The 25,226-nt window shown below is 48.0% G+C and carries 17 protein-coding genes and 1 tRNA gene; 5 read left to right on the forward strand and 13 right to left on the reverse strand.

Annotated elements, in window-relative coordinates; genetic code table 11:
• Positions 1-15 precede the first annotated feature (15 nt).
• From IC229_RS05365 to IC229_RS05400, 8 genes are all read right to left on the reverse strand, one after another.
• The gene (locus IC229_RS05365; RefSeq protein ID WP_190885910.1) at positions 16-894 is read right to left on the reverse strand and encodes a MerR family transcriptional regulator; all 879 of its coding nucleotides are present in this window, start codon (positions 892-894) and stop codon (positions 16-18) included.
• A gap of 285 nt (positions 895-1,179) precedes the next feature.
• Positions 1,180-1,255, reverse strand: a tRNA-His gene (locus IC229_RS05370).
• Between the two features lie 100 nt (positions 1,256-1,355).
• Positions 1,356-1,970 (reverse strand): superoxide dismutase, encoded by a 615-nt coding sequence (locus IC229_RS05375; RefSeq protein ID WP_190885911.1) that lies wholly within the window; start codon positions 1,968-1,970, stop codon positions 1,356-1,358.
• Positions 1,971-2,027: 57 nt separating this feature from the next.
• Entirely contained in the window at positions 2,028-2,462 is a 435-nt protein-coding gene (locus IC229_RS05380) for a nucleoside deaminase (protein ID WP_190885912.1), read from the reverse strand.
• Positions 2,463-2,586: 124 nt separating this feature from the next.
• A complete protein-coding gene (locus IC229_RS05385; RefSeq protein ID WP_190885913.1) occupies positions 2,587-6,015 on the reverse strand; it encodes an Ig-like domain-containing protein in 3,429 nt (1,142 codons plus the stop codon).
• A gap of 341 nt (positions 6,016-6,356) precedes the next feature.
• Positions 6,357-9,440, reverse strand: coding sequence for a glycoside hydrolase family 3 N-terminal domain-containing protein (locus tag IC229_RS05390; protein WP_190885914.1), 3,084 nt, complete (start codon positions 9,438-9,440; stop codon positions 6,357-6,359).
• A gap of 446 nt (positions 9,441-9,886) precedes the next feature.
• On the reverse strand, positions 9,887-10,132 hold the full coding sequence (locus IC229_RS05395) for a hypothetical protein (RefSeq protein WP_190885915.1): 246 nt from the start codon (positions 10,130-10,132) through the stop codon (positions 9,887-9,889).
• Between the two features lie 173 nt (positions 10,133-10,305).
• A complete protein-coding gene (locus tag IC229_RS05400) occupies positions 10,306-11,136 on the reverse strand; it encodes a T9SS type A sorting domain-containing protein (protein ID WP_190885916.1) in 831 nt (276 codons plus the stop codon).
• Between the two features lie 177 nt (positions 11,137-11,313).
• On the opposite strand from IC229_RS05400, the gene IC229_RS05405 reads away from it, so the two are divergent.
• The 5 genes from IC229_RS05405 to IC229_RS05425 all read left to right on the forward strand — a co-directional run bounded on the left by IC229_RS05405 (position 11,314) and on the right by IC229_RS05425 (position 18,453).
• Complete coding sequence (locus IC229_RS05405) at positions 11,314-13,218, forward strand: sensor histidine kinase (RefSeq protein WP_190885917.1); 1,905 nt, start codon at positions 11,314-11,316, stop codon at positions 13,216-13,218.
• Positions 13,219-13,298: 80 nt separating this feature from the next.
• On the forward strand, positions 13,299-13,979 hold the full coding sequence (locus IC229_RS05410; protein WP_190885918.1) for a response regulator transcription factor: 681 nt from the start codon (positions 13,299-13,301) through the stop codon (positions 13,977-13,979).
• Between the two features lie 52 nt (positions 13,980-14,031).
• The gene (gene hemB, locus IC229_RS05415; protein ID WP_317171539.1) at positions 14,032-14,997 is read left to right on the forward strand and encodes a porphobilinogen synthase; all 966 of its coding nucleotides are present in this window, start codon (positions 14,032-14,034) and stop codon (positions 14,995-14,997) included.
• A 643-nt stretch (positions 14,998-15,640) separates the two neighbouring features.
• Positions 15,641-17,377, forward strand: coding sequence for a CAP domain-containing protein (locus IC229_RS05420; protein ID WP_190885920.1), 1,737 nt, complete (start codon positions 15,641-15,643; stop codon positions 17,375-17,377).
• An 89-nt stretch (positions 17,378-17,466) separates the two neighbouring features.
• Positions 17,467-18,453 carry an alpha/beta hydrolase gene (locus tag IC229_RS05425; RefSeq protein WP_190885921.1) on the forward strand — a complete coding sequence of 329 codons (987 nt, stop codon included), beginning with the start codon at positions 17,467-17,469 and terminating at the stop codon, positions 18,451-18,453.
• Here IC229_RS05425 and IC229_RS05430 read toward each other — a convergent pair.
• The 5 genes from IC229_RS05430 to IC229_RS05450 form a co-directional block, all read right to left on the reverse strand.
• Positions 18,439-19,392 (reverse strand): hypothetical protein, encoded by a 954-nt coding sequence (locus IC229_RS05430; protein ID WP_190885922.1) that lies wholly within the window; start codon positions 19,390-19,392, stop codon positions 18,439-18,441. The genes IC229_RS05425 and IC229_RS05430 overlap by 15 nt on opposite strands.
• Positions 19,393-19,648: 256 nt before the next feature.
• The gene (locus IC229_RS05435) at positions 19,649-21,334 is read right to left on the reverse strand and encodes a glycoside hydrolase family 43 protein (RefSeq protein ID WP_190885923.1); all 1,686 of its coding nucleotides are present in this window, start codon (positions 21,332-21,334) and stop codon (positions 19,649-19,651) included.
• Positions 21,335-21,434: 100 nt separating this feature from the next.
• Entirely contained in the window at positions 21,435-22,433 is a 999-nt protein-coding gene (locus tag IC229_RS05440) for a pectinesterase family protein (RefSeq protein WP_190885924.1), read from the reverse strand.
• Positions 22,434-22,700: 267 nt separating this feature from the next.
• The gene (locus IC229_RS05445) at positions 22,701-23,465 is read right to left on the reverse strand and encodes a rhamnogalacturonan acetylesterase (protein ID WP_190885925.1); all 765 of its coding nucleotides are present in this window, start codon (positions 23,463-23,465) and stop codon (positions 22,701-22,703) included.
• Between the two features lies 1 nt (position 23,466).
• Complete coding sequence (locus IC229_RS05450) at positions 23,467-25,113, reverse strand: glycoside hydrolase family 28 protein (protein ID WP_190885926.1); 1,647 nt, start codon at positions 25,111-25,113, stop codon at positions 23,467-23,469.
• Positions 25,114-25,226 lie beyond the last annotated feature (113 nt).

Here is a 25,226-nt window from a genome sequence, read left to right on the forward strand (position 1 = left end):
ACGTTGTAGAACCTACTACGTTCCAGCAATACGTATTAGTTCGTCAATCTGATTGATAATCCGGGTGTTTTCGGGTGTATTAATGTCCTGGCCAACAACTTGAAAACCAGTCATTAAAATCGTTGCATCAGAGAATGCGTCGGCAAGCTGATTCACAAACGGCTGAACTTCATGATTGGCAGGCGTTGACGTAACAACCGTAAAAATATAGTCTGGCTTATGTCGTTTACCGGCAAATAGTAATTCATTAAATGGAAGATTCTGCCCCAGATAGACAACTTTGTTCCCACGAGTGGCAATAACGTAGTGGGCGAACAACAGGTTGATTTCGTGAAATTCGCCTTCTGGTAAAAACAAGAGATATGTTTTGCCCGACTGTTCTTCATTTTCAGCCAGCATATCGATGGCAACGATAATTTTTTGGCGAATCAGATTGGTAATAAAATGCTCCTGCGCTGGTCCGATAGAACCCGTTACCCAAAGTGTACCAAGGCGGCTTAGGAACGGATAAATAATACGAATCATCGTATTCTCAAAACCTGACCGCTGAATATTGGTACTAATGATTTTATTGAATCTGGCTTCGTCCAGATCAACCATGGCCAGTGTAAGCGCTTGAATCTGATCAGGATAATTCAATTGTTTCTCAGAAATTCTGGACACTTCCCGATTCATGTCCTCGATCGACAGTTTGGCTATCTCCGAAATTTTGTAACCATGATCTTTCAGCATCGATATATTCAATACTAGTTTTAAATCCTGGTCATCGTAAGTGCGAATATTAGTATCAGTCCGTTGAGGAGAAATAATTGTGTAGCGTTGCTCCCAGATGCGTAGTGTATGGGCTTTAATACCTGAAAGCTGCTCCAAATCTTTTATAGAATACTTACTCATAGCACGTATTGGCTTCGTTCACAACCGATTCAGTAATAATAAAACAATTTGCTTATGCTCCAACAGAGAAAAGCAGGTCATTTTTTAACAAAAACAGCGATACGGTCAGGTAGAATGTCTAGGAATAATTTACTCAAAAAACTGAATTTATCCTGTTTTGTTTAATTTTTATTGTTAAAAAAATAAACAAAAGGCTGTTTTTTATGAATTGATTGGCTCGACAATAGGCAGACGATAGAACTACGTAGTAAACAAAAAAAGCCCTGACAATGTCAGGGCTTCACAGGGTGAAAGACGGGGCTCGAACCCGCGACCTTCGGAACCACAATCCGACGCTCTAACCGACTGAGCTACAATCACCGTTTTGAGTTTGCAAAAATAATGAATAATGGGTAATGTACAATGAATAATTGCCATAAGCACCGACATTCTTCATCATATATTACCCATTGTTAATTGAATCAAGCTTGTTTGCCCTGCTGATAGCGTTGTTCAGCTGCGTTCCAGTCTACTACATTAAAGTAGGCTGCAATATAATCGGGCCGGCGGTTCTGATATTTGAGGTAATAGGCGTGTTCCCAAACGTCAAGGCCGATTACAGGAAAACCTTTCACTTCGGCAATATCCATCAACGGATTGTCCTGATTCGGCGACGACGTAACAGCCAGTTCGCCTTCGGGAGTTACAATTAACCAGGCCCAACCTGAGCCAAATCGGGTAGTAGCCGCTTTCGTAAACTCTTCTTTGAAAGCATCGAACGACCCAAATTTTTTATTAATAGCTTCCGCCAGTTCGCCAGTCGGCTGACCTCCACCCGATCCCGAAATCGTATTCCAGAATAGTGTGTGGTTATAATGCCCTCCTCCGTTATTACGAACGGCAATGGGCGCGCTACTTACGCCTGCCAGCAAGTCTTCGATGGTTTTATTTTCCAAATCGGTACCAGCGATGGCATTGTTCAGGTTCGTCACGTAAGCATTGTGGTGCTTGCCGTGGTGAATTTCCATCGTCTGTTTGTCGATATTCGGTTCGAGCGAATCACTAGGGTAGGGAAGCGGGTCTAATACAAAAGCCATTTTACTTGTTTAGTTAGAATGGAAGATATTCGGTTGTGTTAACAAGCCTATCTTAAATTATGTTCTTAAGCGGGAAAAAAACTTCGTCAGCAACGCCTGACTTTCGGTAGCTAGTACGCCCGTCTCGACCCTGGTTTTTGGATGCAGCAACGTAGCGCTAATCCGGCTGTAGCCACGTTTCGGGTCTTCGGCACCAATCACTAATCGACTCAGTTGCGCCCAGAACAAGGCTCCGGCACACATTACACAGGGCTCCAGTGTTACGTAGAGCGTACAATCGCTCAGGTATTTACCACCCAGATATTGCGTAGCGGCAGTAATCGCCAGCATTTCAGCGTGGGCCGTTACGTCGTTAAGTTGCTCTGTCTGATTACTGGCTTTGGCAATAATCCGATTCCGACATACGACGACCGCGCCTACGGGAATTTCGCCTTTCTCCGCTGCTTCTTCGGCCAAGCTGAGCGCAATATCCATAAAATACTCGTCGGGCATGTGGAATAAATTTTGTCAAAGATATGGCTGAGACACAGAGATACACAAAGACGACACGGAGATGCACAAAGAATAATCCTCTGTACATCTCCGTGTCGTCTTTGTGTATCTCTGTGTCTCAGCTTTACTGCTTCAGTATTTTTCGAATCACCTGCCGATCACCCACCTGAACGCGGACCAGATAAATGCCATTGGGCTGGCCGGTTAGGTCAAAATCGTTATAGTGGAGCCGGGTTACTCGTTCCTGCAACGGCCTACCCCTTGAATCTGACAACGTAATAACGGCAGGGTTGAATATCAACTGCAAATTTAGTTCTACTGTGAAAGTCGTCGTAACAGGCATGGGGTATATTTTTACCTGTTGGTCAAGCGAGCTGTCGCCCGTTCCTAACACCGAAAAAACGGCGACAGTAGCTGTACCCGAAGCAACGCCGGTGCCACAATTATTTGATACGCTAGTCAGCCGATATACTGTATTTTTATTCGGTCGGACTTCTGCTAGATAAGGGCTCGTTGTCGCCGTTCCTGAATAGCTCTGAAGACTGTCAGCAAACGTAAATGTCCAGGGACCATCACCGCCGAATGTAAAGGTCAGATTCACAGGCATGCCTTCCTGCGCTACCAACGTACCTGATAAACTGGCGGTTGGTTTTGACCGGATAGTCAATGGCGTTGGGCTATCGGTTCCCGGAACACTGACTCCTGAATTCAACGCTATCACCCGAACGTAGTACTGACCACTTGGTATCGTATCGGGCAATGCTCCTGAAACAGGTGAACGTAGTGCGGTGGCCGCCACGCTGTATTTTTTCGACGTATCGGCCGTACTGGCCAGTTCAATTTTAAATCGGTTGTCCTGCGTGAATTGACCCGTAGTTGTAAACGGAACATCAATCGACGTACCAGCGCATAACGTAGTAGTTGCCAGCGTATTGGTCGAAACGGTGGGTACGCGAACCGTAACCGATGCTGTAGCCGGATTGCCGGGTAATCCCAGTCCGCAACCGTTGGAAACGCCCGCTACCTGATACGTAGTATTACCACGCGGCACAACTGCAATGGTTGTATCAGCCCGGCGGCAGGTGCCTGTGTAGCCTTCGGAAATGCTGTAGCTGTATGGTCCTGAACCCGTAAACTTCAGCTCTAACGTGGCCTTTTCACCCAAATTCACCGTCGCATTCTGGGAACGTAGTGCTAATGTTGGCGGAGCGTTTACAATGACCCGGATGGCAGCTCGCGGGCTATAACAGCCTCCCGAACTAATCTGGTAGACGTAGAAAATGTCGCCGTCTGGGTTAACATTGGTATTTTGAGTCGACGGAATGGGCGTGTCCGATCGAAAACGTCCGTAGGGGTCAATCCATTGTAATGTACTCCCCGGCTCGCCCGCTGCTTCAAGCGGTCCTACTTTTTCGTCGATGCAATAAACCAGCAGCGTCTTGGCTACTGTAGGAGCCGCAATAGCGCCCACATTTACCTGCAACGTAGCTCTGGGGCTTTCGCAGTTATTGACCGTCTGGCTAACCAGATAAACCTGTGCACCTGACTTGTCGATAGAAGGCGTCGGCGCGCCAGGAAGCTGATTACCGGCCTGATTATACCATTTCAGGTTCTGTCCAGTAGCCTGAAGCACTTCTATGTTCTGGGCGGGCTGATCGGTTTGCGCCTGGCAGTAGCTAACATTTTTTACGGTAGGCATACCGGGCAGCGCGTTAACAACAACCGAAAGATTTGCTTTGGGCCCTTCGCAGCCATCGTCAGATACCTGCGAAACTTTATAGGTCAACGTACCAACATTACTGGTGTTTGGGGTTGGCGTTCCTCCTAAAAGTTTATCGAACGAATCGTACCATTTCAAATTTTTGCCATTGGCCGTCAAGGGCGTAGCCGTCGCATTGTTGCATAAGCTGATCGGGCTAACACCTGGAGCCGTAGGCGTTGCTTTCACCTGTACGCGCAGGCTTGCCCGAGGACTTTCGCAGCCGTTTAAGGTCTGGCTAACGTAGTAAAGCGCATTACTCGGCGTAGTGCTGGACGGCTTTGGTGCAACTGTAGTTGGTGTGCCACCCGTAGCCGACGTACCATACCAGTTCGCAGTGGCATTGGCGACCAGGGAAATCGAAAGGGCTGGAACCGTTACACCCTGACAGATATCAAGCGCCGACGTAACAGGCGCATTGGGCGTATCTTTCACCTGTACAGGAATAGTCGCTCGTGCACTTTCGCAGCCATTTACGGTTTGCGTAACGTAGTAAGACGTAGTACCGATAGCCGTTGAGGCCGTGCTGGGAATAGTTGCAGTTGGTGAACCAGTGCCTCCCGTTTTATTCACTCCATACCACAACAAATTCTGGCCGCCCGCCGATAAAGCTTGTGCTGTAGCTCCTTCGCAGTAGGCACTGGGTATGGCGATGTTGGGCATGAATGGAATAGAACTCACCGTAACAGTGAGCGCAGCCCGTGGGCTTTCGCAGCCACTTACCGACTGGCTAACGTAATACGTGGTTGATCCTAAGCTGTTTGTCGTTGGTTTAGGCGCAACGCTTGACGCAATGCCACCGGTTGCGGCTGTATACCAGTTTAACGTACCACCCAACGATGCTGTCGCCGTTAAGCTCGGCGGAGTCTGGTTCAAACATGCCTGGGTCGGATTCTTCACGACAGGTGCGCTGGGCCCGGATGATACAGTTACCGCAATGGCTACCCGTGCGCTTTCGCACCCGTTTAGCGTTTGGCTAACGTAGTAGTTGGTGGTTCCAGCTTGCGTGGTCGATGGTTTAGGCGCAACACTAGACGCTGTTCCGCCGGTAGCGGCTGTCCCGTACCAGTTTAACGTACCACCCGCAGAGGGCGTAGCGGATAATGCTGTAGCCGTCTGGCTTAAACAATACGTTGGAACGGGCGTCACGGTCGGCCCGACGGGTGCTGTCTTAACGGTTACGGTAATGCTTCTTCGCGTACTTTCGCAACTGTTTACTATCTGACTAACGTAGTAATTTGCGGTTCCGGCCTGGGTGGTTACAGGCACGGTTGGCGTACTCGAGCCAGTACCTCCCGTTGCATTCTGGCCATACCATTGCAACGTAGCACCGGCCAAAGCCGTTGCCGTTAATGGTGCTGCCGATGCGCCCTGGCAATAGGGCGCGGGCGTAGCCGCAGTTGGAGGAACTGGCGTTGTTAGCGCAAGAGTAATAGCGCTGGTAATAGAGGCTTTAGCTACGGTGCTCGATACAATTCGAATACGATAGCCCGTTCCAGCCACAGCCGTTTTCGGGATGATGGCATTGATGGTTCCACTGGTGGTCCGGGTAACGCTACCGATAACAGTAGGGTTGACAGGCATAAAACCCGTTGCATCAGATAATTGAGCTGTGAAAACGTTACCCGTTCCAAACGTACCGGTTGCCGTAAAGTTCACAGTAAGAGCGCCACCAGGGCAAAGAGACGTTGGCGAAAACGTGACACCGGTAAGCGCTTGAGCACCACTACGTTCTGCCAGACAACAAAGCCAGAGCAGAATTACTACAGAGAGGTAAAAGCTACGTCCTTTCATAAAAGTAGAAGCGATAAAGCAATTGTGTTAATTAAAGTTAAGTCATTTATACTTACGTAGCAGATATGATTGATACCGATGCTTCGTAAACAAAATCATGTGGTTTACTAATTGCCATTTAAGGCAACATCGCTAGTGATATTGCTGATTTTCTTATCAAAACCACTTGTCGTTTATTTAAAACAGAAATGTCATAGATTTCTGATTTAAAGGCATTTACACAGTTGCTCATTATAGATTTTCATTAGGGATGATAGTCAATAGCTTGTCTTAGCAATAAAAATGCCACTTCAATATGAAGTGGCATTAATGTGATAAAAATTTTAAAGTTCGGATACGTATCAATGCTGCACCGCGTTATAAATCACCTCATGTATCCGTCGGCGAAGTTTGGTAGTGTTAATTGTAGTATTCCCTGCCGTGGGATATATACGGTTCGACAAAAACACGAAAATCAACTCTTCATCTGGATCAACCCATACTACGTTACCAGTAAAACCTGTGTGGCCAAACGAACGGGCCGAGGCTTTAGGAGACATATAAACGCTGCTGGCACTTTCCGGATTGGGTTTGTCCCAGCCTAATGCCCGATGGCTCCGATTGCTGAGCGTTTGAGTGAAGAAAGGAACTGTCATCGGATTCAGGATACGTTGATCTCCGTAACTGCCTTTCTGTAAATTCATTTGTAACAATGTAGCAATATCACGCGCATTCCCGAATAGCCCCGCATGGCCCGAAATTCCGCCCTGCACGGCCGCCATCTGATCATGAACCGTACCGATCAACAGTTGATTACGGTAATACGTATCCTGTTCGGTGGGCGCACAAATGGGCTTTTGCAGACGTTGCAGGGGTGTAAAACCTAGCTGGTGTAAGCCTAATGGTTTATAAACGTTCTCGGTTACGAACTTATCGAGCGGTTGTTTGCTGATACGTTCTACAATTTTCTGTAACGTCAGGAAATTCAAATCGCTGTATACATAGGCGGGTTTGCCGGTTTCATCTACTTTACGCGACATCGGCGATTGAACCACCCATTTCCAGACCGAATCTCTGAGGGCTGGTACGCCCCAAAGCGTCGGTGCGATCTGAAGCGTATGCAACGTATCGTGTGTGGCTGAATAATATTCGGCCTTCAATCCGCCACCTGGTAAACGAGTGCGATCCCAGGACGTCGGGTAGTACGATACCATGCCCGACTGATGCCACAATAAATCCTGAAGCGTAATGTTTTGCTTATTGGTGTTACGTAATTCGGGCAAATATAAAGAGGCTTTCTGGCTGAGGTCTATCAGCTTACGGTCGTGCAGAACCATCACGGCCTGTAACGTAGCAAGCACTTTTGTGAGCGAAGCCAGGTCGTACAACGTTTCGTCGGATACCTTTTCAGCACCGGCTGCGTAGGTAAGGGCACCAAAATTTTTGTTGTAAACGACTTTTCCTTTACGTGCCACTAAAATTTCGCAACCGGGCACTACGTGGTTTTTGACGGCCCCTTGCGCCATCGCGTCAATCTGCGTCAGTACTTCTGATTTCATCCCGACGCTTTCCGGTGACCCCAGCGAGAGCCTCCCTTCTGGATTTAACGCCAGACCAGTACCCAGTTCCAGTCCACCTATCGAAACGGGCAGTTTTCCACGGGCTCCCAGACCACCAAACAGAATTTGCGGTACTACGCGCTGCATGGCGTCGAGTTCCTGATAGGCACAAACCAGGGCATCGGCTCCAACAAACTGAGGTAGACTATAAGGTGAACCGAAAGCGGTAACAATGACTTTGGTGCCACGCATCTTTAGCCGGTTAATCAGATCCAGCGACGGTTTGGTGATGCCATATTTCCGGTTTGCGGACTCAACCATTTTGTGAAAGCTGAGCACTACGGTATTTGCATCGCCAACCTGTGCCAGAATAGTCGTTAAATCTGCTTCCGAAACGGGTTTATCAATCGCCAGCGTCTGGAAGGGAGCGTACTGATTCAGTGCTTTCTGGAATAAATTACCTGGCTCGGCTCCAATCGCTATCGATGCCATCCGCAACGTATCGAGACGGTTCAGCGGCAGAAGGTTATTTTTATTTTCTGTAACGGTAACGGCCTGCTCGCAAAGTTCCTGTTTCAGAAGCTGTGCTTCCGGCGAGTTTAGCTCCGTCGATAAGCCGGCGAGGTTGATGGGTTTGTACTGGTTAAGACCTGCCCAGTATTTCGCCCGGAGAATTTTCCGAACTTTCTCGTCAATCAGTTCCTGCGAAATGATACCCTGCTGGACGGCATTTAGAATATTCAGCGTGGCTTCGCGAACGTTTTCCGGGTAAAGCAAAATGTCGTTCCCAGCAATCAGCGCCCGTAGGTTTACGTCCATGGCTTTCGGCGACCGGCTGATGCCTCCCATATTCAGCGCGTCTGTAAAGACTAAACCTCTGAATCCCAGCTCTTTTTTTAATAATTCGGTAACAATTTTCTCTGACAACGTAGCAGCCAGCGCGGGCGTATTATCCATAACCGGTACGTGCAGATGGCCCGTAACAATGCCCATCAGACTATCGGCAATGAGTTTGCGAAACGGATACAGGTCGATTTCGCGCATATCTTCGGGAGAACGACTAACCGTTGGCAGCGTATGATGCGAATCGGCGCTGGTGTCGCCGTGGCCGGGAAAATGCTTCGCGGTAGCAATTACGTGCGTCTGTTGCAAACCGCGCATGTAGGCGGAAGCTTTCAACGCTACGTTCTCTCTCGATTGGCCAAATGAACGAACACCAATCACCGGATTTGCTGGATTGCTGTTTACATCCGACACGGGCGCAAAGTTGATGTGAATACCCAGCCGCTGGCACTGCCGTCCAATCTCAGCGCCCATGCGGTAAATCAGTTCATTGTCCTGAATGGCGCCGAGGGACATTTGCTTCGGGAAATCCATGGCACTATCCAGTCGCATACCAAGACCCCATTCGCCATCGATACCGATTAGCAAAGGTACTTTCGACTGAGCCTGATACCGATTGGTCAGCACTGCCTGCCGATACGGGCCTCCCTGGAAGAAAATCAAACCCCCGATATGATTGGATTGAATCAGATGATCGATGTATTGATTATGGTTTTCGCTGCGGTTCGAGAAAGCAGCTACCATAAAGAACTGCCCAATTTTCTGCTCCGGCGTCAGTGTCTGGAAAACACTATCTACCCAATGCGTACCACTGTCAGGTAGCGTGAATACTTCGACAGGACGAGCATCGGGACCAAACTTATAGGAAGCAATTTTAGCACGTGTCGGAAGGGAAACCGAGGTTTTAGGTGCCGCTTTCGTGATCGCTGAATGGGCAAGGCGAACCCAGAATTTGCGGTCTGGTTTCATTAAGCCGAAAGCCGTCAGCAAACTCACGAACAGGAGTGCGACAAGTAAAAAGGGTCGTACAACGGTGTTCTGCATGGGTACTCAGTACGTAAAATTGTACAATCTGTTATCGGTGGTATTTTGGCTAAACCATAAAAATAGGTAAAGCCTGCCAAAAACAATAGCTAATCATCGAATTGTCTAAATTTTTAACGAAAAATTATTGATTAATCGTGTTTGACACCGGATTAATGCAAAATTAAAAATTGAATAGTCACAAATAGGTAAAGCCTAACATACTCGACAATACGTTATTAATCAGACTTGTGCTTGAATATCAAGTCGTTTTTTACAGCGACGATACGTACTAAATAGGAAAAAAATTACCCGAAAAAGAGCAAAAATAATGCCGTGGTGCAGCCACAGCAGACAGGTAATTTAGAGAAGAGAAAGAAAACCTTGTCGACGAGTTGTGGAAAGGCCAATCAATAATCAGCTACCACGTCTAATTAAATGAGCAGAATCAGTAAGCTTTTGCTCAATTAATAAGAACGTAACGGACGGAGATGAGTGAACACAGTCAGCAATCGCTCACTAATAGCAGCTTTGGCAGTCTTCACAGCAGGTTTCCATTCGGCCGATGCCCGTATCTTAGATTTAGTATTCGATACACATGGTTTAGACCGTAACTGTTTCCGAGCGGCAAACACATTATGTGGGTGCCCCATACTCATAGCCTGTCCGCTTAATCCTACTAACAAAATCCCGATGATAACAATAGTCTTCATGTCCATTAGTATTTATGACAGCACAAAGTTATATGTTTTATTTGGTATCTTGCAATACATAGTACTAAAATTTCTTAATTTTTTTTGCTACGTATGAAGATCATTACGTGTAGGTTCCAGATTCTGGCTCACAAATGTAAACAAATGCTCAGAATCTGGAACCTAAATCAAAATTAATCGACAACAATTCGTTTTACGGCGCCGTCTTCATTCTGAGTCACCGTAATAAAAAACGTTCCCTGCGATTTACTGCCCAAATCTATTTGTCCTACGAATTCGCCCGAAAAATCTTTTATTTCCCGGCGCGCAATTTCTTTACCTTTTGGGTTTGTGACAATAATAGTTACGTCACCCTTTCCCGGCGCTGTAAACCGTACGTTCAGTTGATCGCGGTCTGGGTTGTTTGGGTAAGCGTCCAGACTACGAATGGTTGAGGGTTTTCCATTAAAATTCCGGGACCATTCTTCAAATGGACGAACCAGTTTCTGGTCAAAATCTTTTGGAAATTCATATCGGAACCGATTCATCCGGTCGGTCAACGAGTCGAAACCCTGCCGAAATTCATAACGCCAGTTGTTATTATCCCAAAGTTCCCGGTTGTTTTTGGGCGATCTTCCGCGATATACATAGACATCTCCTGGCGCGCGTTTTTTACCTATTTTGAATCCATCGCGCGTTACAATTTGATTGTCAGCATCTTCATCGACAATAATGGTCATTTGTCGACGACCGCTTCCTTTTCGGGTTGCCTTCAACGAATCGACCAGTTTCATAACTACTTTATCACGATCCGAGTCGTTTTTTCCCTCTAACTGGTACGTCCGATCAATTTCACGGACATCGTCGCCGTTACGTTCGATGATTCTGACATGAACTTCAGAATTGTCGTCCTTCGATTTAGTGGAAGGTGCTGCTTTCTTCTGAGCAATGGCCACTCCGCTCAACGTAACGGCCAGAAGTAGGGCTGGTACGAACCGCAGCCCGCTAAAAACTGTTTTTTTCATAGTACAGACGAATTGCAAACGAAGGAACATTAAGTTGCTGAACCGACCGGTAGCGGGGCTGTTAAAGTTTGTTAATGAGTCAATGAGTCGCCAACACGATTCGTACTTTTACTAACCACTACGTTCGGTTTGTTATAGATGTAAAAACAAACCGAACGTTGCATGAGCGAGTAAAAAATGTCGAAACAACGCATACTCTGGATTGTGGCACTTATGGCGATAGGGCTGCTGGGGCTGATTGGCTTGCAGGTCTATTGGATTAGTAGTGCCATCCGGCTACAGAAAGAACAGTTTGCCTATAAAGTCACGGATGCGCTTCAGGAGGTTGTCCGTACGCTGGAACGTCAGGAAATCGTTTTTCTGACCAAACAACGTATTCAGGCCCGCGAACACAAAAGCCAGCTGATGGCCATTGCCAAAAAAGAAGATAAGATTGGAATCAAACCAGTCAGGAAACAACGTAGCACAACTTCTCCATCAATAGCGCAATCAAAAACAGACAATCCATCGGCAGGTGATGGGCTGGTTTACCGGCAGACGATTCCGTTGAATGGTGGTGCGCTGGTAGTTCAATCGGATGCCTTACATCCAACCGGACGGCCCCTATCTCTGTCGCCGGAACAGGCGGCTATAGTCGCTGAGTTTTTGCGGCAACAGGGCGAGTTGATGGCCATTGGCGACTGGCAAACGCAACTTATTCATCAACAACAGTTTGACAACTGGTTTGAGAACGTAATGAGTACCGAACTGCCACGTATCAACAATGAGGCAGCTCAGTTAGCTCACCGTCAGGATTCGCTACGAAAAGTCCGGAAGAAACAGCTACGTCTGGCTGCTCAACAACAGCGAGCCAGGCAGGCCAACGCGCTGACTGCCGGTAAGCTGGATTCGTCCAGCAAACTGACGAGCTCTGCCCGGTCGAAGAGTGAGGAACAGGCAGATCGGGTTAAGGACGTATTGAAAGGGCTGCTCCTGTCCGATCGCCCGATTGAAGATCGGATTAATCGATTGGCACTCGATACGTTGCTCCGGCAAACGCTGGACGAACGTGGCATCAGCATTCCGTTCGCATATGCCGTGCGTACGCACAAGAAACCTGAATTCTTATTTGCGTCGATGGGTATCGACGCCCAGCAGGTCAATTCCAGTGGCTATAAAGCTGCCTTATTTCCGAACAATCTCATGGAAACGGGTAATTACGTCTATGTTTATTTCCCCACGCAGCAGCAATTTATTCTGGGTCGATTGGGCTTCACATTTGCCGCATCGGCGATACTTATTCTGGTTATTCTGGCTTGTTTTTACATCGCCATTAATACGATTCTGCGACAGAAAAAACTGGCCGACATCAAGAATGATTTTATCAATAACATGACTCACGAGTTCAAAACGCCGATTTCTACCATCTCACTGGCGGTCGAAATGGCGCAGGAGCAACTTCGCTCCGACGTACCGATGGATCGTGCCATAGTCGATAACCAGCCCAAAGATCGGCTGGGTCGGTACATGGGCATCATTCGTGATGAAACCCGGCGGCTGGGCTCACACGTAGAGAAAGTATTGCAGATGGCTTTGCTCGACCGGGGTGAAATTAAGCTTAATCTCACGTCGGTAAATGTTCATGATGTTATTGAAAAAGTGCTCAATAACCTGAGTCTCCAGATAGAGCAGCGCGATGGCGAACTTGACCTGCATTTCGATGCCGATCAGGAAGTGGTCGAAGCCGACGAAGTACACCTGACAAACATCGTGTACAACTTATTGGATAACGCGCTGAAATACTCACCCGACAGTCCACATATTACGTTGAGTACCCGGAACGTACCAGAAGGTGTCAGTATAACCGTCGCTGACCAAGGATTGGGAATGACGAAAGAACAGACCAGCCGTATTTTCGAGAAGTTTTACCGGGTTCCGACCGGCAATCGTCATGATGTAAAAGGATTTGGCCTGGGACTTAGCTACGTTAAAAAGATGATTGACGAGCATCATGGCCAGATTCTAGTTGAAAGTCAACCCGGCAAAGGCAGTTCGTTCGAAGTAATTTTACCATATAAAATGAGCGAAAGAGTGAAAGAATGAAAGAGCGAATGCCATCCGGCAGGTTTCGCTCTTTCACCGCTCCGGCGGCCCGGTCTTTCACTCTTTTGCTCTTTACACTTATGCCTACTATTCTCTTAGTTGAAGACGACCCGAATTTGGGGCAGTTGGTGCAGGAATACCTGACCATGAAGGGATATGCCACCGACCGCGCCACCGACGGGAATCAGGGCTTGCAGCATTTTATGAATAAAGCCTATGATTTGTGCATCTTCGACGTAATGATGCCCAAAAAAGACGGGTTCACCCTGGCGAAAGAGGTCCGTATGGGCGACCGCGACGTACCGATCATTTTCCTGACCGCCAAATCGATGCAGGAAGACACCATTCAAGGATTTAAGGTGGGTGCCGATGATTACATTACGAAGCCCTTCAGTATGGAAGAATTGCTACTACGTATCCAGGCCATTCTCCGCCGATCCCAGCGGTCGGCCGATGCTACGGAACCTACTACGTATCAAATTGGCAACCTGGCTTTCGATTATCAGCATCAGCTTTTGATCCATAATGGCTCGTCGCAGAGACTGACAAGCAAAGAGTCGGAATTATTAAAATTGCTCGCGCAGAACCTCAATCAGCCCGTCAGTCGTAGCTTTGCACTGAAAATGGTTTGGGGTGATGATTCGTACTTCAACGCCCGAAGCATGGACGTATACGTAACGAAACTCCGCAAATACCTGAAGGAAGACCCGGCGGTTCAACTCGTTAACGTACACGGCGAAGGATTTAAACTAATTGTATGAGTAGAGACAAAGCATGCTTTGTCTCTACAACAACCCTACAACATTGGCAAATATACTACGTCGTCCGCGTCGAAATCGCCAGTCGGCGGTTATTCGCGACATGGTTCAGGAAACCCGCTTGTCGGTTACTGATTTTATTTTACCCCTCTTTATTATGGAGGGCAAGAACGTCCGCTCTGAAGTAAGTTCAATGCCCGGTATCCATCGTCTATCACTCGATTTGATGCTGGAAGAAATTCAGGAGTGCGTGGATTTAGGCGTTCAGACGTTCGATTTATTTCCTAATCTGCCCGAGTCGAAGAAAGATAAATACGCTACTGAAAGTTATAACCCAGACGGATTGTATCCACAGGCGATACGTGCCATCAAAGACCGTTTTCCTGACGTAGTGGTCATGACCGACGTAGCGATGGACCCGTACAGTTCTGACGGGCACGATGGGATTGTAGAAAACGGTAAAATCCTGAATGATGCTACGTTAGAAGTATTAGGAAAGATGGCACTAACGCAGGCACAAGCGGGAGCCAACATCATTGGCCCATCTGATATGATGGATGGTCGGGTTGGTTATCTCCGTCAGGTTCTTGATGAAGGCGGTTTTAACGAGGTCGCGATTATGTCGTACTCGGCCAAATACGCCAGCGCATTCTACGGTCCCTTCCGCGACGCGCTGGATTCCGCTCCGAAATTTGGCGATAAGAAAACGTATCAGATGAACCCCGCCAATAGCCGGGAGGCTATTATCGAAGCCCAGCTTGACTTTGAAGAAGGCGCTGATTTTCTGATGGTAAAACCGGCACTGGCTTATCTGGATATTATAAAACTGCTGAACGATAATTTTCATCTGCCCATTGCAGCCTATAATGTCAGTGGCGAGTATGCCATGATTAAGGCGGCCGCACAGCGCGGCTGGCTCGATGGTGAACGCGCCATGATGGAAGCGCTGATGGCGATTAAACGAGCGGGCGCCACCGTTATTTTAACGTATTTCGCGAAAGAAGCAGCCCGGTTACTTTAAAAATATAACCTGTTTAAGGACTTTTAAAAATAGCCGTTTTTGTCACTCGGAACCAAGGGTTCCGAGTGACAAAAACGGCTATTTTTAATATCTTTTCGAAACCCTAAACAGATTTTGTTCCTTACCCTGTCTACATCTGATAGTTCTATAATTAACCTGAGTTATGGATAAGCCGACATATTGCTGACGCTTGTGGCTTCGACAGGCTTAGCCTGACAGCCAAGCCTGCGTTAACAAATTTAAGTGGCCTGTCAGGCTGAGCCTGTCGAAGCCACAAGCGTCAGCAATACGCTGGGAATAAATCTATTACTTTTTCAATCAGCCATAATTCACGTTATAAGTAGCATTCATTGATCTGCAAAGCTGTTGGCTGTTTTTCGAAGAATTTGGCGTTTCTCCAACCATTTTTCACCTGTTGGCACCATAGTCCACCTTTTTGAAACTAGAGTCCACCTATTTCTGCCTTCTATTTACTAATCTTGCTATGCGCTTCAGTACTGTATACACAGTTCACTGATGAAGCTTCGCCAACTCATCGGCGAAAAGACAATTACCCGTCCAAACGCTTCAAGTTGAACGGGTAGATACGGGCGTAATAAACACCGGGAAAGTTAATTTGAAAACCCATTAATGTCAGGAATATATGTACAATCTCCTCTTTTTTCGCCTTGTTCGATGGTTCAGCTATACCAGTCTGCTAGTACCATTGTACGTAAATGCCCAGCAAATCCCTTTTGACAGGCTCAATGAAGCTCCCCGGTATTCCCCACCGATGGGTGATTCGCTTGTGATCCGTTCAGCTGCACCCGCCAGATCGCTCGTTGATCCCTGGAATCGCAATGCTATTCTGGCCGATTATTACCAGAACTACCTCGGCTCTGCGGTCAGCGATAATGAGTTGAACTGGACCGGTAACCTGGCGAGCTGCATACCAGGAACCATCTCTCAGGTAGCCCAGAACCGTACCATTCAGCGCATTAATTATTATCGCCGGTTAGTAGGCTTACCCGATAACATGACATTCGACCCAAGCCGCAATACTGAAACCCAGGCGGCTGCCCTGATAATGGGAGCCAATAATCAGCTAAACCATACCCCTCCCTCAACTTCGCTCTGTTACTCGAGCGCGGGTTTGAGCGGGGCATCCAATTCAAACTTAGGCTTAGGATTTCATTCCAGTAGGGCTGTTAAACAATACATTGACGATAGAACCCCTGGTAATGAGGAAGTTGGTCATCGACGTTGGATTCTATATTCGCGAGCGACCAGCTTTGGTCATGGTAGCGCCCGAACCTCTAATCCTAACTTTGTTACCTTTGCCGATGCACTTTGGATTGCCAACCCGACCACAACCCCCGCTTCTCTACCACAATACATTGCCTTCCCCCCAGCAGGTTATGTTCCTCGTACACTGATTCCAGACCGTTGGTCATTTAGTATTCCTGGTGCTAATTTCTCATCTGCTAACGTAACGCTTCAGGATGGGTTAGGAGCTCCACTTAGCCTTACGACGCATACGCCTGGGGGGGCGTATGGCGACAACACACTTGTGTGGAATCTACCTGCTACAGATCTGGCCTGGACTGGTTCAGCCGACAAATCGTTTCGGGTGACGGTATCAAACGTTATCCAAAATGGAGTGACCCAGCCCCCATATTCCTATACGGTCGTAGCTATCGATCCAAGTACGGTGACTTCCTGCCCCGGCACTTCTCCGGTAGCCAGCTGTTCGGTGACGGTATCGGGTGGTCAGAGCGTTTTTTATGGAACGGCCGCCTTTCGGTTTAACACAATAGACACACAATCGTCGTCAGCAAGTAATGACGGGCAAAACTACACCGATCTATCGTGCGTTACCCAGACAACGGTTACTGCCGGGAGTAGTTACACGCTGAATCTGCAAGGTGCTGCTTCCAACGTACACCGATTACGCGTCTGGATTGACTACAACGGGAACGGTCAATTCACCGATTCTGGAGAACAGGTGGTAGCAAGTTCGGCAGGCAGTGTGAGTGCGGTAGTAACCATTCCCACTACGGCCTCCGTCAATACGTTGCTGCGTATACGGGTGATGGCCGATGCCCCCAGTTCTGCGACTACAGCGTGCGCCCTCACAGACGGAGGCCAGGTCGATGATTATGGATTATGGATACAATCCTCCACCCCTCCCTGCACCGTGATGACAACCGTACAGAATGGTAACTGGACTAGCCCCGCAACCTGGTCGTGCAACCGCGCTCCGCTGGCAACCGATCAGGTGCGGATTGGTCATTCGATTACAGTCGGAGCAGGAGCTACAGTTCAGGTAGCAAAGGTCACCTATCTGAATGGGGGGCGTCTCTCTTTACTATCCAGCGCCCGCCTAAAGTTAATACCATAAGGTACTAGTAGAATTGCCAGCAAACGGGCTATATATTTAGTCGTATAAAACTACGCTAACGATTCAGTAATCGCCTTGACCAAACCTGTATGAATCGACCTATTGCTCTATTGCTTATCAGCGCTTTACAGTCAACAGTTGTTCATGCCCAATTGAAGCCAACGGGTGTTCGTGATACATCATTTACAGTACAGGGTTCTTACCTGCGCGAGAAGAAATACTATCCTGACATCACGCTGGCTGATTCAACGTTGCCAACTGGAGTACGTATTGATAAAGCTATTACGTATAGCACACCCAGTACGGGAAGAAATCTTAAGCTGGATGTCTATGCTCAATCAGCCGTTTCCGGAAAAACTCGGCCGGCCGTCATCATGATTCATGGTGGCGGCTGGCGTTCCGGCGACCGCTCGCATAACAATACGTTAGCGGGGCAGCTAGCCGCCAGGGGATTTGTGGCTATTCCGGTCGAATACCGGTTGTCAACGGAAGCCTTATATCCAGCCGCCGTTCATGATGTCAAAGCGGCCATTCGCTGGGTTCGGGCCAATGCGAAGAAATATGCCGTTGACCCAAATCGAGTCACCGTACTGGGCTTTTCGGCAGGGGGGCAGTTAGCCGCGTTGGTGGGTACTACGAACAAAAATTCGCAATTTGAAGGTCGGGGAGGAAATGCTACGTATTCAAGCGCTGTCCAGGCTATTGTCGATATTGACGGGGTACTTGCCTTTATTCACCCCGAATCAGGGGAGGGCGATGACTCCAAGTCGACATCGGCAGCTACGTACTGGTTTGGCTATTCCAAAACACAGCGGCCCGATTTATGGCAGGAAGCATCGGCGCTGAATCACATCGACAAACAAACGCCCCCCATTTTGTTCCTGAATAGTTCTGTTGATCGGATGCACGGCGGTCGTGATGACCTGATTGCCAAACTAAAACCGTTTGGTACGTATTCCGAAGTCCATACATTTCCGGATGCACCCCATACGTTCCTGTTTTTCAACCCGTGGTTTACGCCCACGCTCACGTATATCAACGATTTTCTAAACCGGGTTTTATCAATTCGGCACTAGCTGGCCCTGAGCATCCTCAATGTGCAGTCGGTTCAAATCAAGTCCATCCAATACCAGTACGCCCTGTATAGATGACTGTTGCTTTGGGTCCTGTTTCCACGACCAGAACAACTTTCCGGCGGGTGTATATTCCAGTATCTGCGTTCCACTATCCCCGTGACCAGGGCCGTGTCCCTGCCAATTGGCCACTACCCAGTTGCCATTCTTGAGAATTTGAAAACCGGCAAAAAAATCAGGGTGTACTACGGGAGGCCCACTGACGCTATCCACAAAAGCGCCTTTCTGATCAAATCGCTGAAAATTTGCCGAATAACCGCCACTCACCAGCGTATGGCCGTTGCCTAATCGTTGCGCCTGCCAGGCGTGTTGAGCCTTGGTCTGTTTGGTGAGCTGAGCCTGCCACACGATAGAGCCGTCGGGTTTCCCTTCAAAAACCCGGTCGTTGGACGTAATTAGGAAGTTCCCAGTTGCGGTTTCCCGGATCAGGCGAACATAATTGAAGTCTGGATAATTGATGGTTCGCTGTACGTTCTGATTCTGGTCTAACTCAAGTAATACGATGCCTTTTTTGCCCTGCCAGTTCAGGCCAGCCAATATCGTGTTGCCGTTACGTAAACGACGGGCGACAATGGTTCCATCGAACGTAGCAACTTCGGTAACTTTAGCTCCTGTTTTAATATCCCGCTCTTCATAACCCTTACCCGTACCGATCATTACTCGACCGTGCCCAACCAGTTGCAAATCGCGACCAGCCGGAACTGATACGTAATAGTTTCGTTCAGGGTGAGCCAGATCGATGTAATTCAATTTAGAAAGTCCCTCATCACGTAGCAGCATCTGCCGGGATGGATAACTGCCCGAGGAGGGCTGCGAGATACCCGCTAGTGAAATCAGCAAAAACAGGACTGAAATCAAACTGACGCTACGTGTTTTTGTCATGGGTGAAAACTCATGTTTATCTCTGTGCCGTTTTTTCGAGAGATTTTTGTCATGCTGAGGAACGAAGCATCTTAAGGATTCAAAACCAGTGAGTGATGGTACATCAAGATGCTTCGTTCCTCAGCATGACAGAAATCTCTCGAAAGTTTAAACAGGCTTCTTGAAAAGACTACCTCGTGAAGATTTATACTACTTTCTTTTCAATAACCCTTCTACTTCCTCGATCAACCTAATAAACAGATCAAAGGACGTAGCATTACGGATTTACACCCTGCACAGGCTCTATCCGGAACCAGTCGAAATCGGCATAACCAGAGTCGTTGATTTGCGTGGTACGTGTACAGAAAATGCCCAGTTTCGCGCCAATCCAACGGCCCACTTCGGCCTGAAACGGTTCACCAGTGTTGGTAAAGCGTTGACCATCCAGGCTGTAGCTAAACTGACATTTTGCTTCGTCAACCACTTCTACACGAAGGTAAACGGGGCTGCCTGCATTCACTTTAGTGATAACGGTTTCAACTTCCGGCTTTCCATCGGATGCTTTTTTGCAAACGCCGTAGAGTAGGCTGATACCATCTTTCCCGCTTTTTAGAACGAGATTGGCATAACTCTGCCCCATAATGATCAGTCCAGTACGTTCGTTTTCCAGTCTCTGATTTGGCTTAAACGTCAGCTTCGTAGTAGCCATAAACCGCTCGGCCGGGAATTTCTGAAGCAACAGATTCGGTACGTCCCAGTTGTTTTTGGCCTCGTCGGGGACTTTATAGGAATAGAGTCGCAGAAAGCCCTGTTTGCTCATGGTGTGCCAGATGCCTTTGGGGTTGGCCTGCCATTGCCATTGTAAACCCAACGTAGTGCCATTGAACTCATCCGATTCGGGTGGAGTATTGATCGGATAGGTTTTCCCAACGGCTGGTTTTTTGTGCGTCAGTACGGGTTCTCCTTTTCCGTCACCGTCGGCATCGATGCCGATCACAGGCCAGTCATTTACCCATTTCATCGGTTGAAGGTGCACCACACGCCCGTAAGCTTCCTTATCCTGAAAATGCAGAAACCAATCTTCAGACTTCCCATTAATTGGCGACGTATTAACCCAAGCGCCCTGGTGTGGGCCATTGATAGCACTTTTTCCCTGATCCATCACGACTTTACGTTCATAAGGCCCGTAGATATTCTTCGAACGTAGCACCAACTGCCAGCCTGTTGGCACACCACCCGCCGGAGCGAAAATGTAGTAATAGCCGTTACGTTTGTAAAACTTAGGCCCTTCAATAGTGGGGTCGGTTTCGTGGCCGTCGTAAACAATGACCCCCTCGTCGATCACTTTATTACCTTCCGAATTCAGCTTTTTAACGGTAATCACGCTTTTGATACCGGCCCGACTGCCCGCCCAGCCGTGCACTAGATAAACTTGTCCATTATCGTCCCAGAGCGGGCAGGGGTCAATCAATCCCTTACCGCCTTCCACCAGTACAGGCTCCGACCACGGGCCAGCCGGATTTTTGGCTTTGGTGAGATAAATACCAAAATCGGGATCAGGGTAATAGATGTAAAATTCGTTGTTGTGGTAACGTATCGCCGGAGCCCAAACGCCATTGCCATGTTGTGTTTTCTCGAAATGCTCAAACGGCGGTTGTCGCTTTAAGGCATGGCCAATGAGTTTCCAGTTCACCAAATCTTTCGAATGCAGAATAGGCAATCCCGGAATGGCGTCGAAACTGGACGCAACCAGATAAAAATCGTCGCCCGCGCGACAGGCATCGGGGTCGGAATAGTCGGCGTTCAGAACCGGGTTTTTATACGTACCGTTTCCCAGATCCGGCACCCATACTTTCGATACGTAGGATGTAGCGGGCAACGTAGCGGTTTTTGGTTTGGCAGTTTGCGCAACAGCCGAAAATGTTGATAGACAGAATGGTATGAAAAAGACTAATGATTTCATTAGAAAAGATTTTTTACCCCTAAATCCCCTGAAGGGGACTTGGTTCGTGTTCAAACAAAGTCCCCTTCAGGGGATTTAAGAGCTTATAGCGTTTATAGCCTCATTTCGATTTAGGATTCCAGGTCGATTGAGCGGAAAAGATGTTTTCCAATGTATACGGCTTCACGTCCTTCGCCGAAAGTTGCTTCGACCAGCCGACCCGCTTCGACGTATCACCTCCAGCTCCGGTGCTACCGTATTCGGCATAGAGAACCGTTTTTTCGTTGTCGGTATTGCCCCAGTTATCCCAGCCGACGGGCAGAATATGACTGCCAATTTCACTACGTATAAAAACCGTTTTGGACTGCGGTCGCCACGGACGGCCGAGATAGGCTTTCTTAACGGATGGATCAGCAATGAGTTTGCAGTCGAAGAAAACGAATCCGTATTGCTGATAGGCGGGCGTAGCGGCTGCGGTGATGAACGAATCTGATAGGTTTTTGATCGTGCACGATTGGAAAACTGCTATCGATTTCCCAAAAATAAAATCGGTTGTTCCCTCGACATAGCAGTTTTCATAATACTGTCGACTTCCTTCGGCGGCTGCGTAGAGCGTATCCTGATTGCCCAGCAACACACAGTTTTTGCAGACAAACCGATCGCCTTCCACATGCAGCGCCACCGCCTGGCCTACACGACCGGCGGTGTTACGTATCGTCAGGTTTTCCAGAATAATGTCCGGCGCATCGACCAAAACGACGTAGGACGTATACGTACTGAATTTGCTGTTTCCAGTCCAGTCTTTGCCGCTGGGATACGTTTTCCCGGAATAATCATCGCCTGTAATGATTACACCTTCCTTGCTTTCACCGATGATGTGAATGTTGGGTTTCCAGGATGGAATGACAAGTTTTTCGGCATACGTACCATTTTTGATAAACAACGTAACGCGCACCTGCATGTGGTCGCGGAAGCTGTTGACGGCCTCCTGAATGGTTTTGTAATTGCCGCTACCGTCCTGCGCCACAGTAAACGTAACTGAGGACGTAGCAGACAGCGTCTGGCCGCAAGCGATACGTGTACAAGCTACTAAGCAAAAAAGCAAAAGCAGTTTTTTCATTTAAGGGAAAATAGGAAATCCAATAGGTTTGAACTGTTAAAAATCTCTGAGCGATTTTGTCATGCTGACGCAGGAAGCATCTTAAACTTTCCTTACTCACTTGTTGAAATACGTTAGAAACTGTCTGGAAAATCCCTAAATCCCCTAAAGGACGGTCGGCCGCTGCCGGACTTTGTTAGCGTGCGGGCTAAGTCCCCTTTAAGAGTTTTTAAACGAAACTGAAACGCTTCTTTTTGAGGCTTAGCCCTGAAAGTTTAAACCAGTTTCTTATTTCGCACTTTCTGGCCTAACAATGCGATCAGCCAGATCCAGCTTTAGCGACTTAATGTTTGCTAGCACGATTTCGGCTATCCGACGGGCGCCCAGTTCGCTGAAATGCGTATCGTCTTCTTTGCCCTGCGGATGGTTGGGATGCTCGTCAGGAGCCAGATGAAGGAATAAAAACTTCGACGGTTCTACGCCAAGTTGCTGCAAAAGTTGCTGGCTTTGTGTGTCTAAATCAATCAAGGGAGTAGTCTGTTCTTTGGCTACGGTACGTACCAATTCCGAATAAACCGTGTGCGTGCCTTCAATTTTTCCGGCGTCATCGAATTTCCTGCGGGCAACCGGGGTAATAAGTACAGGAACCGCTTTTTTAGCGCGACTTTCGGTAATAAAACGTATCAGATTTGCTTGAAAATCGGCTTCGTTGGTGTAGCTTTTTTTTGTTGACACTTCGTCGTTATGACCGAATTGAATAAAAACGTAGTCGCCTTCATGCAGGTTGCCGACCACTGATTGCCAGCGTTTTTCCTCGATAAACGTACGGGTGCTACGTCCATTCTGAGCGCGATTGTCGACCGTTACGCTTTCGTCGAAAAAATAGGCAAATGGCATTCCCCAACCCGTTTCGGGATACGACTTTACCTGCTTGATCGACATGGTTGAGTCACCAATTAAATAGACCGTAATCTTGCCAGGTAACGTAGCAAATCCCGAAAACACCAGCAGACTAATCAGCAGGAACGTAGTACGAAAACGGGTAGAGTTCATCTTATTTAGCGGATGATAACATCAGATTTTTTTCCAGCGCCCCTTTGCCGAATTCGGCTTTGTTCTGCGCTTTTGTTACGTCGGTATTCGTTACCTGAATACCCTGGCTCCGTTCGCCATTGATCGAAAACAGGAGACTGGCCTGCGGATTGTATTGAATGGCGTCGAAGGTCAGTTTGCTGCTGTTATCGACCAGAATAACGGGCTTGGTGTCGTGCGTAATAAACTGCGCTTTCCGGATTTCAATGCCCTGCGCATCAATCAGTTCAACGCCTTTGTCAGTCTTCAGGGTCAGGTTCGCCATTCGAATATTCTGGATTGGCATTTCAGGAAGACCGCGCACAAAAACGCCTTTTTTTGCTCCGTTGCAGACGATATTTTCGAACTGCATATTCCGGAAAACAGGCGTGCCTTCGTTCACGACTGGCTTCATATCGCGCTCGCCGTCGGTGGCGAACTTGACAAAATAATACATGTCGAAGAAGATGGCTTCCTGTGCAATGTCTTTCATGAAAATATCCTTCGCGTAGATATGCTCGACCACCCCGCCCCGGCCACGTACCGACTTGAAACGTAGCCCTTTATCGGTACCCATGAACGTGCAGTTGTAAACGAAAATGTTACGTGCCCCACCACTCATTTCGCTGCCGACCACAAACCCGCCGTGCCCGTTATAGACTGTGTTGTTACGTATCACGCCATTTTCGGTAGGCATTCCGCGTTTGCGGCCTTCTTCGTCTTTACCCGATTTAATACAAATGGCGTCGTCGCCCACGTCGAGCGTGCATCCTTCTATCAGGAAGTTTTTGCAGGATTCAATGTCCATGCCGTCGCCGTTGTGCGCGTATTCGGGATTTTTGGTTGTTACGTTCCGAATCGTCAAATCCTGGCACATCAGCGGATGCAGACACCAGGCCGGTGAATTCTGGAACGTAACACCCTCCAGCAAGACCTTTTTGCAGCTCGTCAGCACCAGCAGATTTGGCCGCAGGAAATCTTTCATGTCGGCAAAATCTTCGGGCTTTTTGCCATTGGCCAGCAACATGCTCTTGTTTTCGGTACTGGCCCGTTTGAATTGCTCGCTCGGGTACCAGGTTTTGCCATCATCTTTCAAAACGCCACCCGACGCCACTTTTTCTTTCCACGCACCTTCGGTCAACTGGCTCTTATGAACCGCCCGCCAGATATCGCCATTGCCATCGATAATTCCCTGACCTGTAATCGCTACGTTCTCCAGATTGATACCCGAAATCGGCGACTGATTCCGGGCCGCTTTTTTGCCTTCATACGTTCCTTCGACCAGCGCATATTGGCTTTTATCTGTCGTAAAAAGCAATGTAGCAGCTTTTTTCAGGTGCAGATTAACGTTACTTTTCAGCTCGACAGGGCCGGTAATCCATATCCCCGCCGGAACCAGCACAACACCACCGCCATTCTGATTACACGTAGCAATGGCGGCATTGATGGCCTTCGTGTTCAACGTAACACCATCGGGTTTAGCACCATATGCCAGAATGGAAATGGTATCTTTGCGGAAGGTTGGCTGGGTTATTTTCGGCAGGTTTGTCCAGCTATACATCTGGGCTGAAACAGCCAATGGAGCTAGTCCTAAGAGTAATGCGTTGAGTAATTGATGGCTTTTTCGCATAAGATTTTATAGAAACGTAGATCGTCTTTTTCGTCGCGTAGCGACCTAATGTTTATAGTTATTAAGCACCTGCTCATCTATTTTCCGTCGCGTAGCGACCAAACAATATAATT

It is taken from the genome of Spirosoma profusum (assembly GCF_014699005.1).
Lineage (GTDB): Bacteria > Bacteroidota > Bacteroidia > Cytophagales > Spirosomataceae > Spirosoma > Spirosoma profusum.

What these genes read in the sequence shown, in the direction of transcription:
- IC229_RS05420 (WP_190885920.1), top strand. Translation starts at nt 15,641, where the DNA reads ATGTACAATCTCCTCTTTTTTCGCCTTGTTCGATGGTTCAGCTATACC.
- IC229_RS05450 (WP_190885926.1), bottom strand. Translation starts at nt 25,113, where the DNA reads ATGCGAAAAAGCCATCAATTACTCAACGCATTACTCTTAGGACTAGCT.
- IC229_RS05410 (WP_190885918.1), top strand. Translation starts at nt 13,299, where the DNA reads ATGCCTACTATTCTCTTAGTTGAAGACGACCCGAATTTGGGGCAGTTG.
- IC229_RS05425 (WP_190885921.1), top strand. Translation starts at nt 17,467, where the DNA reads ATGAATCGACCTATTGCTCTATTGCTTATCAGCGCTTTACAGTCAACA.
- IC229_RS05395 (WP_190885915.1), bottom strand. Translation starts at nt 10,132, where the DNA reads ATGAAGACTATTGTTATCATCGGGATTTTGTTAGTAGGATTAAGCGGA.
- IC229_RS05385 (WP_190885913.1), bottom strand. Translation starts at nt 6,015, where the DNA reads ATGAAAGGACGTAGCTTTTACCTCTCTGTAGTAATTCTGCTCTGGCTT.
- IC229_RS05405 (WP_190885917.1), top strand. Translation starts at nt 11,314, where the DNA reads ATGTCGAAACAACGCATACTCTGGATTGTGGCACTTATGGCGATAGGG.
- IC229_RS05440 (WP_190885924.1), bottom strand. Translation starts at nt 22,433, where the DNA reads ATGAAAAAACTGCTTTTGCTTTTTTGCTTAGTAGCTTGTACACGTATC.
- IC229_RS05400 (WP_190885916.1), bottom strand. Translation starts at nt 11,136, where the DNA reads ATGAAAAAAACAGTTTTTAGCGGGCTGCGGTTCGTACCAGCCCTACTT.
- IC229_RS05430 (WP_190885922.1), bottom strand. Translation starts at nt 19,392, where the DNA reads ATGACAAAAACACGTAGCGTCAGTTTGATTTCAGTCCTGTTTTTGCTG.
- IC229_RS05435 (WP_190885923.1), bottom strand. Translation starts at nt 21,334, where the DNA reads ATGAAATCATTAGTCTTTTTCATACCATTCTGTCTATCAACATTTTCG.
- IC229_RS05380 (WP_190885912.1), bottom strand. Translation starts at nt 2,462, where the DNA reads ATGCCCGACGAGTATTTTATGGATATTGCGCTCAGCTTGGCCGAAGAA.
- IC229_RS05375 (WP_190885911.1), bottom strand. Translation starts at nt 1,970, where the DNA reads ATGGCTTTTGTATTAGACCCGCTTCCCTACCCTAGTGATTCGCTCGAA.
- IC229_RS05390 (WP_190885914.1), bottom strand. Translation starts at nt 9,440, where the DNA reads ATGCAGAACACCGTTGTACGACCCTTTTTACTTGTCGCACTCCTGTTC.
- IC229_RS05365 (WP_190885910.1), bottom strand. Translation starts at nt 894, where the DNA reads ATGAGTAAGTATTCTATAAAAGATTTGGAGCAGCTTTCAGGTATTAAA.
- IC229_RS05445 (WP_190885925.1), bottom strand. Translation starts at nt 23,465, where the DNA reads ATGAACTCTACCCGTTTTCGTACTACGTTCCTGCTGATTAGTCTGCTG.